This window comes from Pantoea sp. MQR6 (assembly GCF_022761075.1).
Lineage (GTDB): Bacteria > Pseudomonadota > Gammaproteobacteria > Enterobacterales > Enterobacteriaceae > Pantoea > Pantoea phytostimulans.
This window is the reverse complement of record NZ_JAKYXB010000002.1, coordinates 557460-574453: the sequence shown is the minus strand read 5'-3', so window position 1 is coordinate 574453 and position 16994 is coordinate 557460. Positions and strand designations below refer to the sequence as shown.

Below are 16994 nucleotides of genomic sequence, written 5' to 3'. Positions count from 1 at the left end.
GGTCGCCCTTGTTTTATTCTCTCAGGTATCAGTTGAATCGTGCGTCACGATCGGAGGTCAAATCATACAGCTGGTATTTACGTCCCAGCATCTGACCGCCATCACGCGTCAGCGGCACCCAGTTAACCTGCGCACGGCCACGCGTTGGCGTCACAGTGAAGAGATCCATCGGAATAGAGATATAGAAGCCTTTGGTGAAGTCACCTTCGCCATACTCTTCTGACGAGACGTTGGTTTTGGTGGCGTAGACACCAACCATCACGCCGCTGTCGAAGCGTTTGGAGAGATCTACCGTGACGCCTTTGTCTTTCGCCAGATACTGCCCGACGCTGGCTTTCACCAACACATCCTGCATAAACCACGGACGCCAGTAAGCGGTGACATTACCCGTTGGCGCCTTGTAGTTGGTGAACTGCATCATGTTGTCCCAGTCACGCTGGCGGACATAGTTTGCATCCACGCCCACTGCCCAGTTGCTGTCGACCGGGCGATAAAGCAGTTCGCCACCGACGCCACCGTACATCGTTTCAAGGTAGCCACCGTATATCTGACCGTAGAAGCCATTACCGAGATGTCCCATGTAATTGGCTTGCAGGTCATTGACGTACACATTGTTCTCGACGTAATCACGAATGTGAGTACGTACGCGGGGCAAGGTTGAATCGGCAGGCGCGCCGTTGTAGTTAAACTTGTCGTAGTTATTAGCAAGGTTGCCAAACAGGCTCCCGCCAACCAACAGGTGATCGGTAAGCCAGAAATCAACGTTACCCATTACGCCAACCTGATACATATAAAAACTTTCTGGGCCGCCCACCGATTGGTTTAGCACCGGCGACAAACTGTAATTCAGGCGATCCTTACGGATAAACATCCCTTGTTCAGTTTGTCCGGCATCAACCGGATTTTTACGCGTTTGCTGCAAAGGTTGTTCATGGCCCAACGGATAACCGGCCAGTTCATTGTGCAGGCTGGAAACCTTGGTTTCGGTGGTGACCTGCGGCATGTTAAAGCGCGATTCTGTGACGTTAATGGTGTCGATGCCAGCCGGCAGGTTATTCATCATTATACGGTTTGCGCGATCAACACCTTCACGCGTATCACGATATTTAGTCTGCTCGCCAGAGACAAACAGCGTATGGCCTTTAGTCTGGATACGCGGGCCATTCAGCCCGGCGTTGTACTTCAGGTCAGTTAACTGGTTGGCAACCACTGTCGGTTCTAACAGCGTCGGCTGCGGATGCGGATCATAAGCAGGTTTAGCGCTGTCGAGATGTTCCTGACGCAGGTCGTTGAAGTTAGTGCGAATGGTCACACCAAACATAAACGTATTGCCGCGTTCGTAGCTGGCGTTGATATCAGCCCAATCGGTAACTCGATAAATAGCGCCGACGTTCAGCTTGCTGCGCTGCTCTAAACGACCGGCAAAATCATCTTGATAATCGTTGCCTTCATATTCCATCTTCAGGCGCAGCGGCTGCCACGGCGTTTGATACTCCACGCCGCCAAACAGGGCGCTTGGGCCATGGAACATTTGTGAGCCGTTGATCGAACCCGCCTGGCCTACGCCCGGGCGCTGGCAATAGCTGTCGCTATAAGAGCAGAAGGGGTTTTTGACCGTACCGCTGTTACCAAGGTAGCCCCAGCCAAGGCCGAGCGTGAAATCAAACGGACCCCAGGCTTTGCTGGCGACCAGATATTCGCTGTCGAACAAACCGGTGCCGCCGAGATCGCGTGTACCCAATGAGACTTCCGGCAAATAGTAACCTTCCTGCCACAAGCGTAACTTCAGGTCGAACGCTTTATCTTTGTAACTTTGATTGCCGCTGAATGATGAAACGGCGCTGTACTCACGGGTGCGCACATCGGTATAGCGCACGGTGGTTTCCAGCCAGGGAAATAGCTGCAATGACGCAGAGTAATAGCGATATTGATCGTTATCGCGGAAGTTCAGGCTAAATTCACCCTCTTTTGCCATGCGCGCCGTAGGCACTTGCAGCAGGCCAACACCACCAAAGTCCGATTGAGAAGGGCCAACCGGTTCCTGCCAGGTGTCAGCTTGTACCTGACACGCGGTCGCCACAGAAACAGCCAACAGGCTGAAGAGATAACGTTTTTTCATCAGTCTGGTATCCGGTGAGTCAGAACGGTAAGCATGCGACTGTTCAGGTCGTCATAAGCGCCAGGCAAGCTCCATGAAGAGAAACCGAGCCAAATAATGCTGCCGGGTTCAACTTCAGCATGACGGTGGTTCCAGTAAGCGACAGGCACTTGCTGGGTCGTACCGGAAGGGGAGATCACCGTGGCAAAATTATGCTCAGCACCGGAGAGAAGCTCATGATTTGCCAGATACTGACGGACCGATTGGCCTGGCTGCCAGGTGACTTTCCCGGCACCGGAGAGTGCGCCCAGCACGAGTACGGTATTTGTCGGCGCAGCCAGATAAAGATCGTATTGCCCTTCGAGGCGGCGATTATCAGCGGGGTGCAGACGAATCCAGTCGGGATCCAGCGGGGTAAACTGGCGTCCGGTAACGTTGATTTCACCTAACTGACGAAGTACTTCATCGATAGCAACAGCACGATCGCCGCTGCTGTCGGCACGCCATGCCCGCAACTGGGCCAGGGTTTGTTGGTATTGTTGCTGTGCCACGGCGGTGGCACCGCGTTCAGCGATAACCGCGCCCTGGCTAAAGGGCAGCAGTGCAGGTTGTGTCATCAGCTGTGCCAGGTTTTGCACGGCATCAATTTGCACGCTGTTCTGATTGTGCGGCGCATGGACTGTTATCTGGCCTTCAGCCAAAACTGTTGCGCTGAACAGGCTGAGACCGGTCAGCATTAGCGTTATTTTTTTCATGATTTTGCCGGCTTCAGGATGGTGATTTCAACAGGGAAGGCATCCGCCGCCAGCATCTGATGGGCTTGCACCACTTCGCCGCTGCGGTTATCAATCCAGAACGTGTTTTCCCATTCGCGACCCAAGCTGTCGATACGCGCCTGCTCATGCCAAACCCGACAGGCGATGCGATTACCCGCAATCTCTATCACTTCATCGTCGCCGCGCTGGAAAGTGGAACTGACCGTGCCAGCGCGCACTTTACCTTGTTCGGTCCACTGCACAATGCGTGTCCAGCTTGCACCCTCTTGAATGTGCAGGCTGTCTGCGAGTGGATCCTGCTGCAGATTGCTAACCTGCTGTAAATCGTCTGGCAGGCCCAGCGTTTTAATCAAACGACCCTTTGCGGTCACCAGCATGGCTTTGTCTTGCGTTACCCATTTTTGTTGATTGTTTTCGTTGTAACCCAGCACAACAAAAATACGCGGGCCTTCATTGATTCGGGCGTAAATGCTGGCGTAAGGCAGAGCGTCTACCTGTTGGTCAGTAACGGTTACATCATCGGGGCCGCTGATGGCTAGCATCACGGTTTGTTCCAGCCCTTTTTGCGTTTGTGTACAAGCCTGCAGCAACAGGCAAGCGAGCAGCAGAGGAAGTTGGCGCACTGTGTGTCCCTGATAAGTCATGCCAAAGTAAAAATAACCACACGAAAGTGTGGTTATGTTTAAAGGTGCTACATCAACGAGTGGTGCTCGTTGTGGTCGTGGTTGTTGTACCGGTATTTGCCCCGTCACCACCGCCAGAAGCGGCAACGCCGAGTCCCACTAACGCGCCGAGTGCGCCGATACCGACAGCGGTAGACGCACCGGCAGAGATTGCTCCCGCCTGCGCGCCTGCTGCGGCACCTGCTTCTTCTGGCGCTGCAAAAGCACTGGAAGAGACAGCAACGTAAAGTAGGGCTGCACCGGCAACCATGTATTTTTTCATAACAACATTTCCTGCATTGAGTGAATGAAGGATCTTTCCCCTTCGTCATTAACGCTGCAGGCAGGCGATATTTGCGCACCAACAACGTAAAGACTACGGGGTTGCCCATTGCGGGCGCGTTCAGTATAGGGCAACAAATTACCAGAGTTCAGCGTATGTAAAAGCCAGCGAAAAAGAGGGCGCAAGACGGTCATAATTAAGCCAATTTGGCGTTAATCACTTTTTAAATCGGAGGTTTACGCCATCTGGCCAGATATTTGGCTGGCGCTATGAATATTTCAAAGTGTTTTGTGCCATTTTATTAAATATTGGTACGGAATAGGAATAATCAGATTTTCCTGATTACAGACAAATAATAATTACGTTAATAATCAATGGGTAATTATTTTTCGGCTGCGTTTTAGGGCCAGTTTTAATAGGGTTAAACCCAGGAAAAAAACAGCAAGTTCAGAATTTACTGAGGTTATTTTAAGAATTATCTAACGGTTGAGCAGGGGGAAAGGGGTTAATTAGCGCGCAGTTTCAGCTTTTATGGCAAAAAAAGGGCGGCAATAATGCCGCCCATTGAAATCAGCAATAAATTAACGCCAGGATTTATAGCGGTTAATTAAGGCATTGGTGGAACTGTCATGGCTCTCAATTTTGTCGTCATTTTCGAGTTCAGGCAGAATACGGTTTGCCAGTTGCTTACCTAATTCCACGCCCCACTGATCGAACGTGAAGATATTCAGAATGGCACCTTGAGTGAAAATTTTGTGCTCATACAGTGCAATCAGTGCGCCCAGGCTGAACGGCGTAATTTCACGCAGCAGAATCGAGTTGGTTGGGCGGTTACCTTCAAACACTTTGAATGGCACGATGTGCGCAACGGATTCCGCTGTTTTACCGGCGTCAGTAAACTCTTTTTCAACCACTTCACGCGACTTACCAAATGCCAGCGCTTCGGTTTGAGCAAAGAAGTTCGACAGCAGTTTTGGATGATGATCGGTTAAGGCATTGTGCGTAATCGCAGGGGCGATGAAGTCACACGGAACCAATTTGGTGCCTTGGTGAATCAGCTGATAGAACGCGTGCTGACCATTGGTGCCAGGCTCGCCCCAAATGATTGGGCCGGTTTGGTAATCCACCGGATTGCCTTCGCGATCGACATATTTACCGTTGGATTCCATATTGCCTTGCTGGAAATAGGCCGCAAAACGGTGCATATATTGGTCATACGGTAGAATAGCTTCGGTTTCAGCACCAAAAAAGTTGTTGTACCAAATACCAATCAGCGCCAGCAGCACCGGCAAGTTTTGTTCAGCCGGCGTGTTGGAATAATGCTTGTCCATTGCATGCGCGCCGCTTAGCAGCTGCTCGAAGTTATCGAAACCGATGGAAAGAATGATCGACAAGCCAATCGCTGACCAGAGTGAATAGCGTCCGCCAACCCAGTCCCAAAATTCGAACATGTTATTGGTATCGATACCGAACTCACCCACCGCTTTCGCGTTGGTCGACAGCGCGGCAAAGTGCTTCGCCACATGCTGCTGATCGCCCGCCGTCTTCAGGAACCAGTCACGCGCGCTGTGGGCGTTTGTCATGGTTTCTTGCGTGGTGAAGGTTTTAGAAGCCACCAGGAACAGCGTGGTTTCCGGGCTGAGATCTTTCAACGTTTCGGCGATATGGGTGCCATCAACGTTGGAGACAAAATGCATGTTCAGATGATTTTTATAGGGGCGCAGCGCTTCGGTCACCATGAAAGGGCCGAGGTCCGAGCCGCCAATACCGATATTGACGACATCGGTGATCGGTTTGCCGGTATAGCCTTTCCATTCGCCGCTGATGATGCGCTCAGAGAAGCCTTTCATCTTATCCAGCACTGCGTTCACTTCCGGCATCACATCTTTGCCATCAACCACGATTGGCGTGTTGCTGCGGTTGCGCAGCGCAACGTGCAGAACCGCGCGATCTTCGGTGCGGTTAATCTTCTCGCCAGAGAACATGGATTTGATGGCACCGCTCAGATCGGTCTCTTTCGCCAGCGCCTGTAATTTATCGAGGGTTTCCTGAGTGATGCGGTTTTTCGAGAAATCCACCAGCATCTGATCATCAAAGGTGGCAGAGAATTTGGCAAAACGATCGGCATCCTGGGCAAACAAGTCGGCGATTTCTACCGTTTTCATCTGTTCAAAATGCTGTTGCAGCGCTTTCCAGGCTGCGGTTTGTGTCGGATTGATATTTTTCATGGCAACACTCTTGTTGATATTAAGAACCGTCATTCCATCGGGGTCACAGCGTACCCGGTTAGCGTTTCAGTATGACCACAGATGCAACTGAAAGGAAAAAATTTGTCACCGCAGTGATTGTGTTGGTATCGAACCATTCGCGGGCAGGTGCGGCCTGGCGCGGCGTTTCGCCAGATTTTTCTGGCCTCAATTTTCGGGTTAGTTCGATGCAAAAACAGGGCGTAGTGTGGCAAAAATCTGCTTTACCTTCCTTGTGCCGCATCAGGAAATAGCCTGCTGGCTGAACCCATTTAGCACTCTAATTGCTGCGGCGCGGGCAAATTTGCCACGGGGTGCTCTGAAAATGAAAAATCCTTCAGGCAACAGCGTTGACAGCGGGGCCAGAAACCGATATTTCTATGCGCCTACTTGCGCCACTAAGCGCAAGCCAGAAGAGGCGCGTCGCCCAGGCAGTGTGTTGGAGGAACCGTAATCCAGTGAAAACACATCAGGGGGAGCGACGCCGAGGTGGTCAATTCGCGGTGGATTGATTGTCGGCTACAGGGGCTGAATCCCTTGGGTTGTCACCAGAAACGTTCCCAGTCGGACGTTTTGCAAGGTGGGGCGCTTCTGGGTGACTCGTCTACCCGATCTGGTCTGCCCATTTCTGCTCTTTCCTTGTGCCAAGGCTGATAGAATGTCTCTCGTCCGCAGTTAAACGTGCGGGAGCAAGATAACCTGACACGAGGTCGTAACATGTCTCAAACTCTGATTGTGGCGAAATTTGGTGGCACCAGCGTTGCCGATTTTGAAGCCATGAACCGCAGCGCCGATGTGGTGCTGGCCAATGCCAATACGCGTCTGGTGGTGCTTTCCGCCTCTGCGGGCATTACCAATCTCCTTGTTTCTCTCGCTGAAGGTCAGGAACCGTCGCAACGCGTCCTGCTGCTGGAAGAGATCCGCCGTATTCAATACAACATCATTGATCATCTGCAACGTCCCGACGTCATTCGTGACGAAATCGACCGCATGATCGAAAACATTGCCATGTTGTCTGAAGCTGCCGCGCTAGCAACCTCTACCGCGTTAACCGACGAACTGGTGAGCCACGGTGAGTTGATGTCGACGCTGCTGTTTGTGGAGATTCTCCGCGAACGTCAGGTAAACGCTGAATGGTTTGATGTGCGTAAAGTGATGCGGACCAACGACCGTTTTGGCCGCGCTGAACCGGAAGTCAACGTGTTGGCAGAACAGACGATCGCGCAACTTAAGCCGCGTATCGAGCAAGCGCTGGTGGTAACGCAGGGCTTTATCGGCAGTGAAAGCAAAGGTCGCACCACCACGTTAGGCCGTGGCGGCAGTGATTACACCGCAGCGCTGTTAGGCGAAGCGCTGCATGCTGCACGCATTGATATCTGGACCGATGTGCCCGGTATTTACACTACCGATCCTCGCGTCGTGCCAACAGCGAAGCGCATTGATGAAATTACCTTCGAAGAAGCGGCCGAAATGGCAACCTTTGGTGCCAAGGTACTGCATCCCGCTACGCTGTTGCCTGCGGTTCGCAGCGATATTCCGGTATTTGTAGGTTCAAGCAAAAACCCGTCTGCGGGTGGCACACGCGTTTGTAATGAAAGCCAGAACCCACCGCTGTTCCGTGCGCTGGCGCTGCGTCGCAAGCAAACCTTGCTGACCTTACACAGCCTGAACATGCTGCATGCACGTGGCTTCCTTGCCGAAGTCTTTAACATCCTGGCGCGCCACAGTATGTCGGTTGATTTGATTACCACTTCCGAAGTGAGCGTGGCGTTGACGCTCGACACCACCGGTTCAACCTCCACCGGTGACAGCCTGCTGACACAGGCTTTGCTGACTGAACTTTCGTCGCTGTGCCGGGTAGAAGTGGAAGAGAATCTGGCGTTGGTGGCCATTATCGGCAACAACCTGTCGAAAGCTTGCGGTGTGGGCAAAGAGGTCTTCGGGGTACTCGAACCTTTCAACTTGCGTATGATTTGCTATGGCGCCAGCAGCTATAACCTCTGTTTTCTGGTGCCAGGCACCGATGCGGAGAGCGTAGTACGTACTCTGCATCACAACCTTTTTGAATAAACGCGGATATTTTACGACTAAATATTTCGTTAATAAGCCAAGCCGGACAGGGTCCGGCTTTTTTATTTATTATCTTTGTTTAAGTAAGTAAATATCTCACACCCGTCTTGAAAGTCGTCCCGGCTATTTCTGACAAACCGCGCTACACCAGCAAGATGCGTCTTGAATCACCTCCTTTTGCTCAATAATTGGACTGAAATCCCTCTCTCCGGTTGCGCTTAATGCGTGCTAATCGATAATCAGCGCCGCTGAATTATTTCAGTATTCTAAGGGAAAGTTATGCAAAAGTTCGTGGCAGAGATCCTCGGCACATTCGTGCTGGTGTTAGGCGGTTGTGGCAGCGCAGTGTTGGCTGCAGCGTTTCCAGAGTTAGGTATTGGCTTTACTGGCGTCGCGCTGGCGTTTGGCTTGACCGTATTAGTGATGGCCTACGCGGTGGGTCATATTTCGGGTGGTCACTTTAATCCAGCGGTCACTATTGGCTTGCTGGTCGGTGGCCGCATCCCGTCATCACACGTTTTACCCTATATTATTGCGCAGCTTATTGGTGCGGTAGGTGCAGGTGCCGTGTTGTATTTGATTGCCAGCGGTAAAGCGGATTTCGATGTTGCTGCCAGCGGTTTTGCATCAAATGGTTACGGCGAACAATCACCGGGCGGCTACAACTTGATGTCAGCGATGATCATTGAAGTGGTGCTGACGGCCATTTTCCTGATTGTCATCATGGGTGCGACAGATAAGCGTGCACCGGCAGGCTTCGCCCCTATCGCAATTGGCCTGGCCTTAACCTTAATTCACTTGATCAGTATTCCTGTCACCAACACCTCCGTTAACCCAGCGCGCAGCACCGGCGTTGCCTTGTTTCAGGGCGATTGGGCGATTTCACAACTGTGGGTCTTCTGGCTGATGCCCGTCATTGGTGCGGCAATTGGTGGTGTGATCTACCGCTTTATACTGGAAAAAGCAGAGTAATTTTGACATTTTCAGGCGGATTGGCAGCAGTCGATCCGCATTTTCCCTTCAGACCTCATCTCCGCCTTACGTCGTGATAACGAAATGTTATGATCCTGCTTCCGCTTTCGCAGCCGTTCCTGCGTCGCGTATTTCTATGGCAAACCTGCGTAAAAACACAACATTCTTATAAGGAAGTCTGGCCATGCTCGCCACTTTAACCCGCCTGTTCCCACTGTGGGCCGTGCTGTTATCTGTCGCCGCTTACTATTCACCAACGACATTTCTTGGTATTGGTCCCTGGGTTACTTACCTGCTGATGCTGATTATGTTTGGTATGGGTGTAACGCTCAATATTGATGATTTCAAACGGGTGCTGGTGCGCCCGGCACCGGTCATCGCCGGTACGTTTTTGCATTATCTGGTCATGCCATTGGCAGCCTGGGGATTGGCCAAACTGTTTCATATGCCGCCGGATCTCGCAGCGGGCATGATTCTGGTGGGAAGCGTTGCCAGTGGTACCGCATCTAACGTGATGATCTATCTGGCGAAAGGGGATGTCGCGCTGTCTGTCACTATCTCATCGGTTTCCGCGCTGGTGGGCGTGTTTGCCACGCCGCTGCTAACACGTTTCTATGTTGATACGCATATTCAAGTCGATGTGGTCGGCATGCTGTTGAGCATTGTAAAAATCGTCGTCATTCCAATCAGTTTGGGTTTGATCATTCACCACAGCATGAACAGCGTGGTACGTCGCGTAGAACCTTATTTACCTGCGTTTTCGATGATCTGCATTCTGTTAATCATCAGTGCAGTGGTCGCGGGCAGCCAGAGCTTTATTGGTTCGGTGGGCTTGGTGGTGATCGTCGCGGTGATTCTGCATAACGCCATTGGCCTGCTTGGCGGCTATTGGGGTGGCAAACTTTTTGGATTCGACGAATCTACCTGCCGCACGCTGGCGCTGGAGGTCGGCATGCAGAACTCAGGTCTGGCGGCGACGCTGGGCAAGCTCTACTTCTCACCGCTGGCCGCGTTGCCTGGCGCACTGTTCTCGGTATGGCACAATCTTTCGGGTTCGCTGCTGGCAGGCTACTGGTCAGGCAAACCGATCAAGAAGAAGTAAGTTGATACTGCCCGCTACATTTCCTGGAACTGTAGCGGGTTTTTACGCTGCGCGGTGTTATCCGTGAGTGACCGATTTTGAAAACAGCTGAATCACCACCACGCCGGCAATAATTAATCCCATTCCCAGCAGCGCCGGTAGATCCAGTTTCTGTTTATAAATAGCCCACGACAAAATGGACACCAGCGTAATGCCCATTCCTGCCCAAATCGCATAGGCGACGCCGATATTCATGGTTTTGACTACCTGAGACAGGCCATAAAACGAGATGGCGTACCCAACCACCACCACAACGCTGGGCAGCAGGCGAGTAAAACCCTCCGATGATTTCATCATGGTCGTTGCTAAGGTTTCGGCGCAGATGGCGATCGCTAATATGATATAAACGTTAAACATCCTTTCTCCTTAAATGCGCAATGACATGACGCAAACAAGTCATTCATAATCTCGCTCATCATCGGGCTGTTCTAACACCGTGTAAGCGGTGGCACAGAACAGAGAATTCAGACGTTTCATATCCCCTAATAAACCCAGATGTAGCGAGCTGGTTTCAATACTTTGCACATTCTTCTGATGCAAGCGATCCACATGCGCATGCGAATAGCGGCGAATCATCAGGCGGAAGCGATGCTTGGCGCGGCGCAGTCGTTTGGCGCTGGTGACATCATGTGAAAGAAATACGGACAAGCTAAGCCGTAGGTTAGCAATCAACTGTTCGTGTAATGCTTCCAACTCTTTTAATCCTTCAGCGGAAAAAGCACGCCGTGCGGCAAGGGACTTGTCGGCAACATCGCTGCTCATGCGCTCAATAATGTCGCCGGCCTGCTCGAGATTCAGCGACATCTCGATAATTTCGCTCCAGCGCCGCGAATCTTCTTCGCCTAAATCCTCTTTTGGCATACGCGCCAGGTAAAGTTTGATGGCGGTATAAAGCACATCCACATCGTCATCTAACCTGCGAACCGTTCGCTCTTCACCATGCACGACCTTGCTGAAGGCATCAAGCATCTGCTCCAGCACGTCGCCCATGCGTAATGCCTCACGAGCAGCATTGACCAGCGCCAGCGCTGGTGTATCCAATGCGCTTCGATCCAAATGTTTGGGTTTAAGAATAAGTGCGCTTTCGGTGTCATCACTGATCAGGCGACGGCACAAACGCGCCATAGGATCAGCAAAAGGCACCAGCACCACACAGCGAATCAGGTTGTAAAAGACGTGGAAGAAGATCACTAACTCTTCATCGCTGACCGGCAGTTTATCGAGCCATATCGCGACCGGATTGACGAACGGCAAGATGATGACGCAGCCAATCAGCTTGAATAACAAGCTGCCCAATGCGACGCGTTTGCCCGCAGCGTTGGAACCGCTGGCGTTGATCATTGCCAGCAATCCGCTGCCGAGATTGGCACCAATCACCAGGCAAAGCGCGACTTTGAATGAGATCACCCCGGTGGCGGTTAAGGTTGCAGTGATTAACACCGCCGCCAGGCTTGAGTAACTAATAATGGCGAAGACCGCGCCAATCAGCGCATCCAGCATGATGTCGCCGGTCAGGCTGGAAAACAGCACTTGTACACCGGAAGCTTGCGTAATCGGTCGTGCGGCCTCGACAATCAGCTGTAGCGCTAAAAGAATCAATCCCAACCCAATGCTGGCCCGACCGAGTTGACCGGCTCGCGTCTGTTTACGCCCGAGGAAAAACACCACGCCAAAAAAGATAAACAGCGGTGAAAGCCAGGAGAGATCAAACGTCAGAATACGCGCCATGATCGCCGTGCCGACATCTGCGCCCAGTACCACCACTAAGGCGGGCGTCAGGCTGACCAGGTTTTGCGCAACAAAGGAAGTGACTAAAAGCGTGGTGGCATTACTGCTTTGCACCAGCGTGGTAACGCCGATTCCGGCAAGGAATGCCATGGGTTTTTGTTCAATACTGCGACTTAACACGCGCCGTAAATCAGCACCATAAACGCGCATAATGCCAGTACGCACGATATGCGTGCCCCATACCAACAGTGCGACCGCGGAAAGGAGATTAAGCAGGGTTAACACGTATAGATGCTCCTCGACCATCAGGCTTTAAACAGCACAGATTGCCAGCCTGACGGAGAGAGCAATCTGTGAAGGATATTGCCGAGCGAAGCGCGATTTTTTCCTGTGTTTTAAGCCACCTGGCGCAACGTCGACATCTCTAACTGTAGACCAATCTGCATGCCAACAGGGTGTAAATCCGCCGCCGTGCGGTTCAAAACGTCGATAGAAAGTTCTATACCGTGCGCGCTGACACGATAACGGATTACGTTGCCAAGCAGAGTGTGGCTAATGATCTCAGCCGGGATGCCACTACCTGACGGGGTGAAACGTATTGTCTCTGGGCGGATCGCGACCTGTGAATGGAATGTTTGCCCGGTGAGTTGCGTAGCTTGCTCTGCGCTTAGCAGGTTGTAGTGACCAATAAAACCGGCGGCAAAGTGATCAACCGGCTGGGTATACAGCGACTCGGCATCACCGTTTTGCACAATTTTCCCTCTGTTCATCAGCACGATACGATCAGAGAGCGTTAACGCTTCTTCCTGATCGTGCGTCACGAAAAGGGTGGTGAGTTTGAGCTCTTTCTGGATACGGCGAATCTGATCGCGCAGATGGCGACGAATGCGCGCATCCAACGCCGAGAGCGGCTCATCCAGCAGCAGTAAACGTGGGCGCGTCACCAGCGATCGCGCCAGCGCCACACGCTGACATTGCCCACCGGAGAGCTGATGTGGATAGCGGCGGGCAAACTCGGTTAACTCTACCAACGCCAGTACTTCGGTTACACGCTGCTGCACTTCATGGCCCGGCAGCTTTTGCATTTTCAAACCAAAGGCGACGTTTTTTTCTACGGTCATATTGGGGAACAGCGCATAGCTCTGAAACACCATGCCGATGTGGCGATTTTGTGGCGACAGCGGCACGATGTCTTTGCTCTGCAATAAAATCTGCCCGCTATCCACCGAGGTCAATCCTGCCAGACAGCGCAACAGCGTAGATTTTCCGCAGCCGCTGGGGCCGAGTAACGTCACGAACTCACCCTCTTCGGCACTGAAATCAATCTGCTGGAAAATCTGCGTTGGGCCGTAGCTTTTATTCAGTTGTTTGACATCAAGGTAGCTCATGATCAGCCTCGCTCAGGATTCAGGACGTTGGCCAGCCAGGTCACCAGCAGCACCACGAAGAAATAGGAGATAACCAGTGCGCTGGTGAAGTGGCCGCTGCCGTTGCGCATATTGAAGAGATAAACCTGCAACGTTTCATAGCGGTTGCCGACCAGCAGGTTAGCGAATACAAACTCACCGATCAAAAACGAGAATGAAAGCAGTACCGCAATTAACACGCCTTTACGCAGGTTCGGCAGCACCACGAACAAAGCCGCTTGCCAGGTGCTGGCACCTAACAGATGCGCGGCGTCGATCAATTCTCTCAAATTAATTGCCTGCATATTGTTCGCGATAGCGCGGTAAATAAAGGGCAGAGCGATAGTGAAATAACAGCCGATAAGAATCCACGGTGTGCCGGTCAGCATCAGCGGCGAAGACGAATAGAGCTGTAATAAGCCAACCGAAGAGACAACGGGCGGCACGGCAAACGGCATTAAAATCAGCACATTCATTACGGCATCGAGTCGTGGATAGTAGTAAGCGATTACAAACATTGCAGGCAGCACCAGCACCAGCGAAAAGATCAGCGCGCCAAAGCAAATCAGCAAAGAATGGCCGAGTGCTGTTAAAAATCGGCCATCGCTCCACAGCTGAATAAACCACTTCAGCGAGTAACCTTCAGGAAGGATCGTGTTGCTCCAGTCTGATGAGACGGCATAGAGCAAGGTCGCTACCAGCGGCAATGCCAGTATGAGAAACAGCAACCACACGATCAAACGATGATAAATCTGTTCCGCACGCGACATCATTGCTCCCTATTTCGCGTTGAGATAGCTGCGGCGCACCAAATACTGCTGCACCACGGTAATCAGCGCCATGATCAGCACCAGCAGCATGGCCAGCGCGCTGCCAGTGTTGGGATCCAGCGAGATATCACCCGAAACCAATGCCGCAATCCGTACCGGAACGACGTTGAAATTGCCGGTGGTCAGGGCATAAATGGTGGCGTAAGCGCCCAACGCATTCGCCAGTAAAATGACAAAGGTGCCAAGCAGTGCCGGAAACAAAATCGGCAGGCCGATATGCCACCAGTAGCGCCAGCGGCTGGCACCCAGCAGCGCGGCAGATTCCTGCCAGTCACGTTTTAATCCATCAAATGCCGGATAAAGCAGCAGTACGCCAAGGGGGATCTGGAACCAGGTGTAAACCAGCACCATGCCGTTACGCGAGAACAGCTTGAAGCTTTCAATCAATTCATAATGGCGCAGCAGTAACGTCAGGCAGCCATTCAGGCCGAGTAGAATCACGAAAGCAAACGCTAGCGGCACGCCAGCAAAGTTGCTGGTCATGTTAGTGAACGACATCATGAAGCGTTGTAAACGCCCGCTGCCGACCTGATGCAGTGAATAACCGGCAATCAGGGAAATCAGCAGACCATACACACTCGACCAAAACGAGATGTCTAACGAGAAACGGAAGGCCTGTAAATAAAAGGGTGACGTCAGGATGTCGTGATAGTTATCCCAGCCCCAGGCTTCATTCATCTCGCTCCAAAAGCTGTTGATAGCAATCCATACCAACGGGGCGAGCTGAAAAGCAACCCAAAACAGCGCGAAGGGGAGCAGAAGCAGCAGCGCTAACCTCTTTCCCCTCATGCGTTCGGCTCCGCCAGTAAGCCACGACAGATGGGCTTGTCATGCGTAACACCCAGCAGTTCGCAGACCGTGCCGCACAGTTCAGTTTGCTGTGGCGCAATCTCGGCTTGAAGTGAGAAAGCGCGGCCAAACACAAACAGCGGAACCTGAGTTTCTTCCGGCAAAATACCCCCGTGCGAGCGATCGTCATTCATGCCGTGATCGGCGGTAACAATCACCTGATATCCTTCTGCCAGCCAGGTCGGCATCCAGTGCGACAAATAACCATCTGCCATGCGCGCTCGATTACGGTATTGCGGTGAAGACAACCCGTGTTTATGGCCTGCATCGTCAATGTTCATCGGATGAATGAACATAAAGTCTGGGTTGTGGCGCAGGCGCAAACTTTCAGCGTCTTCAAACAGATGAGAATCGGGGTAGCTGTCGTCAGAGTAAAAATGCCCATACTGAATGGGCAAGTCCGGCGCGTCGGTATGACGATCGCGCGCCGGAACGAACGGTGTTTGATTATAAAGCTCACTCACCCAATGGTAGGCCGCTGCCGCCGTGGTCAGCCCAGCTGCACGCGCATAGTGAAAAATGCTGCGCTCACGACTCAATCGACTCACGCCGTTATGAATTATTCCGCTCTTAACCGGCGGAATGCCGGTCAGGATGCACTCATACAGCGGACGCGACAGGGACGGCAATTCGCAGGTAAGGGTGTAATAGTGACCATGACCTTGCGCACATTCGGCATACAAGTAGCCCATTGCATGTTGCGCGACCTGATTGCTTAAGCCGTCCAGCACCACGAGGATCGTTTTCATTCCGTTCTCCTTGCCACGCGCTACTGTTGCATATTGATGATGACGTTTTCTTGCCACAGGCGCGGCAGCATTTTGGAGGATTTATCCCACGCAGCCTGATCCTTGATAGGGCGCGCATTTTTGTACTCAGATTGCGGCAGCAGCTTGGCTTGTACATCAGCAGGTAAAGTCAGATGTTCAGCGCGGATCGGGCGTGCATAGCCTTTTGCCAGATTAATTTGGCCAGCGTCAGAGAAGATATATTCACGCGCCAGTTTGGCCGCGCTCGGGTGTTTGGCATATTTGTTGATGATGGTGGTGTAACCGGAGGTCACTGAACCATCGGAAGGAATCACGATTTCATAGCGGTTTTTATCGATTTGATCGCGATAGTTGAGGCCATTGAAGTCCCACAACACCGCCATCTGAACTTCGCCTTTCTCAATGTTAGCAATCACCGGATCGGTTACGCCGAGACGACCTTGCTTCGCCAACTCAGCAAAGAAATTAAGCGCGGGTTTCAGGTTCTTTTCATCGCCACCTAACGCGTAGTTTGCTGCCAGTACACCGTTAGCCGCCTGAGCCGCCACGCCGACATCGCCGATAGTGATTACATACTTACCTTTCTTCAGATCGGCCCAGCTGTGCGGGACATCTTTCACCTGCTGTTTATCCACCAGAAACGCGATAGTACCGGTGTAGGCCAGCGCCCAGTTGCCTTCTTTGTCTTTCGCCCAGGCTGGAATCTGATCCCAATGTGTGGGTTTGTAGGGTTGTGCAACACCTTTAGCCACAGCGATGGGACCAAATGCCGCACCCACATCACCGATATCTGCACTGGCGTTCTCTTTTTCTGCATCGAATTTAGCCAGCTCCTGCGCCGAGGACATATCGGTATCGCTGTGCTTCAAACCGTATTTGCTGTTGATGTCATTCCAGGTATCTTTCCAGTTTGCCCAGCTGTCCGGCATACCGACGCTATTGACCTGACCTTCACTGCGGGCGGCTTTTTCTAAGGCGGCAAGGTCATTATCGGCAGCCTGCGCAGCAGGCAAGGCAAGGAATACAGCACTGGCTACTACAGAGGCGATAAACGCTTTCATCTCAGTTGCTCCCGGTGTAAGTTGAGTGGCCTGTCTGGTCTAGTCCAGCAAGAACCGAGCCAATGTAGCGGGTGTATATGAATGATTTATGACAAAGACGTG

General features: G+C 52.1%; 15 protein-coding genes and 1 riboswitch. Of the genes, 3 read left to right on the top strand and 12 right to left on the bottom strand.

Annotated elements, in window-relative coordinates:
- Positions 1-28: 28 nt before the first annotated feature.
- The 5 genes from MUG06_RS12705 to pgi all read right to left on the bottom strand — a co-directional run bounded on the left by MUG06_RS12705 (position 29) and on the right by pgi (position 6047).
- Complete coding sequence (locus MUG06_RS12705; RefSeq protein ID WP_215847924.1) at positions 29-2119, bottom strand: YjbH domain-containing protein; 2091 nt, start codon at positions 2117-2119, stop codon at positions 29-31.
- Positions 2119-2853: a capsule biosynthesis GfcC family protein gene (locus MUG06_RS12700; protein WP_243078805.1), complete on the bottom strand. Its 735-nt coding sequence runs from the start codon at positions 2851-2853 to the stop codon at positions 2119-2121. Before MUG06_RS12700 ends, MUG06_RS12705 begins: the two co-directional genes overlap by 1 nt.
- A complete protein-coding gene (locus MUG06_RS12695) occupies positions 2850-3497 on the bottom strand; it encodes a YjbF family lipoprotein (protein ID WP_243078804.1) in 648 nt (215 codons plus the stop codon). Before MUG06_RS12695 ends, MUG06_RS12700 begins: the two co-directional genes overlap by 4 nt.
- 73 nt (positions 3498-3570) lie before the next feature.
- Positions 3571-3819 (bottom strand): exopolysaccharide production protein YjbE, encoded by a 249-nt coding sequence (gene yjbE / locus MUG06_RS12690; RefSeq protein ID WP_215847921.1) that lies wholly within the window; start codon positions 3817-3819, stop codon positions 3571-3573.
- Between the two features lie 581 nt (positions 3820-4400).
- The gene (gene pgi, locus MUG06_RS12685; protein WP_215847920.1) at positions 4401-6047 is read right to left on the bottom strand and encodes a glucose-6-phosphate isomerase; all 1647 of its coding nucleotides are present in this window, start codon (positions 6045-6047) and stop codon (positions 4401-4403) included.
- 423 nt (positions 6048-6470) lie between these two features.
- A riboswitch (Lysine riboswitch) is annotated at positions 6471-6664 on the top strand.
- Between the two features lie 118 nt (positions 6665-6782).
- On the opposite strand from pgi, the gene lysC reads away from it, so the two are divergent.
- The 3 genes from lysC to panS all read left to right on the top strand — a co-directional run bounded on the left by lysC (position 6783) and on the right by panS (position 10209).
- On the top strand, positions 6783-8135 hold the full coding sequence (lysC, locus tag MUG06_RS12680) for a lysine-sensitive aspartokinase 3 (protein WP_215847919.1): 1353 nt from the start codon (positions 6783-6785) through the stop codon (positions 8133-8135).
- A 279-nt stretch (positions 8136-8414) separates the two neighbouring features.
- Entirely contained in the window at positions 8415-9107 is a 693-nt protein-coding gene (aqpZ, locus tag MUG06_RS12675; RefSeq protein WP_243078803.1) for an aquaporin Z, read from the top strand.
- A gap of 184 nt (positions 9108-9291) precedes the next feature.
- Positions 9292-10209, top strand: coding sequence for a ketopantoate/pantoate/pantothenate transporter PanS (panS, locus tag MUG06_RS12670; protein ID WP_215847917.1), 918 nt, complete (start codon positions 9292-9294; stop codon positions 10207-10209).
- Between the two features lie 57 nt (positions 10210-10266).
- Here the strand turns inward: panS and MUG06_RS12665 are convergent, their stop codons facing one another.
- The 7 genes from MUG06_RS12665 to MUG06_RS12635 all read right to left on the bottom strand — a co-directional run bounded on the left by MUG06_RS12665 (position 10267) and on the right by MUG06_RS12635 (position 16892).
- The gene (locus MUG06_RS12665; RefSeq protein ID WP_215847916.1) at positions 10267-10605 is read right to left on the bottom strand and encodes an SMR family transporter; all 339 of its coding nucleotides are present in this window, start codon (positions 10603-10605) and stop codon (positions 10267-10269) included.
- 39 nt (positions 10606-10644) lie between these two features.
- Positions 10645-12261: a Na/Pi cotransporter family protein gene (locus MUG06_RS12660; RefSeq protein WP_243078802.1), complete on the bottom strand. Its 1617-nt coding sequence runs from the start codon at positions 12259-12261 to the stop codon at positions 10645-10647.
- 110 nt (positions 12262-12371) lie between these two features.
- Positions 12372-13364 (bottom strand): ABC transporter ATP-binding protein, encoded by a 993-nt coding sequence (locus tag MUG06_RS12655; RefSeq protein WP_243078801.1) that lies wholly within the window; start codon positions 13362-13364, stop codon positions 12372-12374.
- A gap of 2 nt (positions 13365-13366) precedes the next feature.
- Entirely contained in the window at positions 13367-14152 is a 786-nt protein-coding gene (locus tag MUG06_RS12650; RefSeq protein WP_215848358.1) for an ABC transporter permease, read from the bottom strand.
- A 9-nt stretch (positions 14153-14161) separates the two neighbouring features.
- Positions 14162-15001, bottom strand: a complete 840-nt coding sequence (locus tag MUG06_RS12645; RefSeq protein WP_215847914.1) for an ABC transporter permease subunit — start codon at positions 14999-15001, stop codon at positions 14162-14164.
- Positions 14998-15810 (bottom strand): alkaline phosphatase family protein, encoded by an 813-nt coding sequence (locus MUG06_RS12640; protein WP_243078800.1) that lies wholly within the window; start codon positions 15808-15810, stop codon positions 14998-15000. The genes MUG06_RS12645 and MUG06_RS12640 overlap by 4 nt, the downstream gene beginning before the upstream one ends.
- Before the next feature lie 20 nt (positions 15811-15830).
- Positions 15831-16892, bottom strand: coding sequence for an ABC transporter substrate-binding protein (locus tag MUG06_RS12635; RefSeq protein ID WP_243078799.1), 1062 nt, complete (start codon positions 16890-16892; stop codon positions 15831-15833).
- Positions 16893-16994: the final 102 nt, after the last annotated feature.

Coding starts and splice junctions, on each gene's coding strand:
- MUG06_RS12705 (WP_215847924.1), bottom strand. CDS start 2,119: ATGAAAAAACGTTATCTCTTCAGCCTGTTGGCTGTTTCTGTGGCGACC.
- MUG06_RS12700 (WP_243078805.1), bottom strand. CDS start 2,853: ATGAAAAAAATAACGCTAATGCTGACCGGTCTCAGCCTGTTCAGCGCA.
- yjbE (WP_215847921.1), bottom strand. CDS start 3,819: ATGAAAAAATACATGGTTGCCGGTGCAGCCCTACTTTACGTTGCTGTC.
- pgi (WP_215847920.1), bottom strand. CDS start 6,047: ATGAAAAATATCAATCCGACACAAACCGCAGCCTGGAAAGCGCTGCAA.
- lysC (WP_215847919.1), top strand. CDS start 6,783: ATGTCTCAAACTCTGATTGTGGCGAAATTTGGTGGCACCAGCGTTGCC.
- aqpZ (WP_243078803.1), top strand. CDS start 8,415: ATGCAAAAGTTCGTGGCAGAGATCCTCGGCACATTCGTGCTGGTGTTA.
- panS (WP_215847917.1), top strand. CDS start 9,292: ATGCTCGCCACTTTAACCCGCCTGTTCCCACTGTGGGCCGTGCTGTTA.
- MUG06_RS12665 (WP_215847916.1), bottom strand. CDS start 10,605: ATGTTTAACGTTTATATCATATTAGCGATCGCCATCTGCGCCGAAACC.
- MUG06_RS12655 (WP_243078801.1), bottom strand. CDS start 13,364: ATGAGCTACCTTGATGTCAAACAACTGAATAAAAGCTACGGCCCAACG.
- MUG06_RS12650 (WP_215848358.1), bottom strand. CDS start 14,152: ATGTCGCGTGCGGAACAGATTTATCATCGTTTGATCGTGTGGTTGCTG.
- MUG06_RS12645 (WP_215847914.1), bottom strand. CDS start 15,001: ATGAGGGGAAAGAGGTTAGCGCTGCTGCTTCTGCTCCCCTTCGCGCTG.
- MUG06_RS12640 (WP_243078800.1), bottom strand. CDS start 15,810: ATGAAAACGATCCTCGTGGTGCTGGACGGCTTAAGCAATCAGGTCGCG.
- MUG06_RS12635 (WP_243078799.1), bottom strand. CDS start 16,892: ATGAAAGCGTTTATCGCCTCTGTAGTAGCCAGTGCTGTATTCCTTGCC.